This is a genomic window from Paracraurococcus ruber, assembly GCF_004353985.1.
Lineage (GTDB): Bacteria > Pseudomonadota > Alphaproteobacteria > Acetobacterales > Acetobacteraceae > Paracraurococcus > Paracraurococcus ruber.
Genome location: NZ_SMOA01000452.1, coordinates 1 through 2,918 on the forward strand (window position 1 = coordinate 1; position 2,918 = coordinate 2,918).

The window sequence follows — 2,918 nt, forward strand, 5'->3', positions numbered from 1 at the left end:
CGGCGCCGCGGCCCCCGGACCCGCGAGCGGAGACGGGCGGATCAGACGATCCGCGTGCGCACCGTGCCGACGCCCTCGACCACGCCTTCCAGCAGGTCGCCGCGCTGCACCGCCGCGACGCCTTCCGGCGTGCCGGTCATGATCAGGTCGCCCGGCGCCAGCCGCACCAGGTGGGAGAGGTTGGAGATCACCTCCGGCACCGACCAGATCAGCTTCGACAGGTCCGAGGTCTGGACGACCTTGCCGTTGACCTTCAGCTCGATCAGGCCCTTCGAGACGTCGACGCCCCTGGCCGGGACCAGCGCGCCCATCGGGGCGGAGAAGTCGAAGCCCTTGCCCATGTCCCAGGGACGGCCGGTCTTCTTCGCCTCGTTCTGCAGGTCGCGCCGGGTCATGTCGAGGCCGGCGCAGTAGCCCCAGACATGCGCCATCGCCTGCGCCACCGGGATGTTCTCGCCCGCCGAGCCGATGGCCACCACCAGCTCCATCTCATGGTGCAGCTGCTTCGTCTGCGGCGGGTAGGGCATGTCCGCGTCGTTCACCACCAGCGCATCGGCCGGCTTGGCGAAGTAGAAGGGCGGCTCGCGCGTCGGGTCGCTGCCCATTTCGATGGCATGCTCGGCGTAGTTCCGGCCGACGCAGAAGATCCGGCGGACCGGGAACACCTGGCTGCTCCCCCGGATGGGGACGGCCGCGATCACCGGCGGGGCGATGACGTAGTCGGACATGCCGCGAATTACTCCCTTGGGCGTGGCCAGGCTGCCATAGCAGCGGCCCCGGCCTGTCGGAAGCCATGCGCTGCCGCAGGAGACTCCTGCCGTGTCGCCTCAAGTATTGCCGCCAACCCACTGAGACAACGAAGCAAGCACAAAAAAAGCGCCCGGACAGGGGGGTGTCCGGGCGCCGTTGTTGCTTACTTCCGATCGGAATGGTCGGGCGAGCCGGCAGGGGAAACCGGCCTCGGCCACCGGTCCATTATAGGCGGGCCGGCCTGTGGATATTAGCTGAGCATGCGGCAGGACGCAAAAGGCTTTGCGCGTGGCAGCCATGCGACGACGCCCTATCGCGCCAGGGTCGCGCAGCTGTGACCGGCTGCAACCGCAACCCCGGGCGTCGCGCCCCGCCTATTCCGCGGCCTGCGCCAGCGGCGCCGCCGCGTCGCGCCGCCGGGCCCAGGCGATGCAGGCCTCGCCGAAGCGCTCGAACAGGGTGCGGGAGACCGCGTCCCGTTCCCAATCATATTCCGGGTGCCACTGGACGCCATAGGCGAAGCCGGGCGCGTCCTTCACCCGCACCGCCTCGATCGTCCCGTCCGGCGCCCAGGCCTCCGCCGCCAGGCGGGGCGCCAGCTGGGCGATGCCCTGGTTGTGCAGCGAGTTCACCGCGATCTCGGTCCGCCCGGCCAGGTCCGCCACCAGGGAGCCCGGCTGCAGCCGCACGCCATGCGCCTTGGCCACCCGGATGCGCGGCAGCCGCTGGTCGGACGGGGTGGAATGGTCGATCCGCCCCGGCAGGTCCTGGATCCGCTGGTCCAGGCTGCCGCCCAGCGCCACGTTCAGTTCCTGGAAGCCGCGGCAGATGGCCAGCAGCGGCACCCCGGCGGCGATCGCCGCCCGGATCAGCGGCAGGGTGGTCGCGTCGCGGGCATGGTCCTCCGGCGTGCCTTCGGCATGCGGCGGGCCCTGGTAATGCTCCGGGCAGACATTCGACCGGCTGCCGGTGAGGATCAGCCCGTCCAGCCGCGGCAGGATGCCGGGCGCCAGCGCCTCTCCCGCCGCGGGCAGCAGCACCGGGATGCCGCCGACCGGCCCCAGCACCACGCGCACATAGCTGTCGGACGCGGCGTGGTTGGGCGTGGCGAAGATGCCGAAGGCCTTCACGCAGCAGGATATGCCGATGAGCGGTTTCATCACGGGTCCAGCTTCATCCCCGAATGCGGCACGATCAAGGTCTCGGCCGCGGATGGATGCAGTTTTCACGCCATCGGTGGCTGCATCCTGAACATGCGCCGCGATGCCGGCAGACGACCCCGCGCCCGGGCGGGCCGCGGCACGGCGCGCTGCCGCGCACCGCGATCCGGGGCACCGGCCCACGGCGCCCGGCGGGGGCGCCGGACCGCGACGGCATGGCCAATATGGCGGCCCGCGGCGGGAGGAGGCCCGCGCAGCCCGCATGGCAGCGGCCCCGCGGCGGCAGGGCAGCGCCGGCGCCGCTACTGGATGCCCAGCTGCTCGCGGAAGCGCGGGTCGTTGAAGTCGAACAGCAGGTTGGGGAAGCGGCCGCCATATTCGGGCTGGGACAGCGTCACCCGCGTCTCCTGCCCCTGCGCATCCACCACCGCCCATTGCCGCAGCTCGACCGGGTCGTCGCTGAACACCAGCGTCAGCCGGCCCTCCGCCGCGCGGCCGGCGCGGATCAGCGTGATGCGCAGCAGCCCGCCGCCGCGCTCCACCCGCGTCACGGTCACGTCGCCCGACAGCGACAGGTCGTCCCGCATGAGGATGCCGAGCGGCGTCGCGCCGATCGGCAGCACCGTCGCCTGCTTGAGCTGCCGGTCGAAGTAGAAGAACTGGCCATAGCTGGCGACCAGCAGCAGCGGCTCCGGCGGGTCGTATTCGAAGCGCATCTTGCCCGGCCGGACGATCCAGCCGGTGCCCTCGGCCGAGGCGCCGTTCTGCGCGATCTGCAGGAAGCGCGCCTTCAGGCTGGTCAGGCGGTTGAGCCAGGCCTCGGCGCGGGCGACATCGGCGCGGTCGCGCTCGGACAGCGGCCGGGCGGGCTGCGCCCGGGCCGGGCGAAGCAGCGGCGGGGCGGCGAGGAGCAGGGCCGGCAGGGCCAGCAGCGGGCGGCGGAGCATCGGCGGAGATCTGGCCCGGCCGGCGCGCCAGGGGAAGCCCCGCCGGCCGCCCGGCGCGCCG

General features: G+C 72.4%; 3 protein-coding genes. All 3 read right to left on the reverse strand.

Annotation, left to right across the window (positions count from 1 at the left end):
- Positions 1–41: 41 nt before the first annotated feature.
- Positions 42–728 (reverse strand): fumarylacetoacetate hydrolase family protein, encoded by a 687-nt coding sequence (locus E2C05_RS30590; protein ID WP_133223385.1) that lies wholly within the window; start codon positions 726–728, stop codon positions 42–44.
- A 396-nt stretch (positions 729–1,124) separates the two neighbouring features.
- Positions 1,125–1,910 carry a gamma-glutamyl-gamma-aminobutyrate hydrolase family protein gene (locus tag E2C05_RS30595; protein ID WP_133223386.1) on the reverse strand — a complete coding sequence of 262 codons (786 nt, stop codon included), beginning with the start codon at positions 1,908–1,910 and terminating at the stop codon, positions 1,125–1,127.
- A gap of 302 nt (positions 1,911–2,212) precedes the next feature.
- Positions 2,213–2,857, reverse strand: coding sequence for a LolA family protein (locus E2C05_RS30600; RefSeq protein WP_133223387.1), 645 nt, complete (start codon positions 2,855–2,857; stop codon positions 2,213–2,215).
- Positions 2,858–2,918 lie beyond the last annotated feature (61 nt).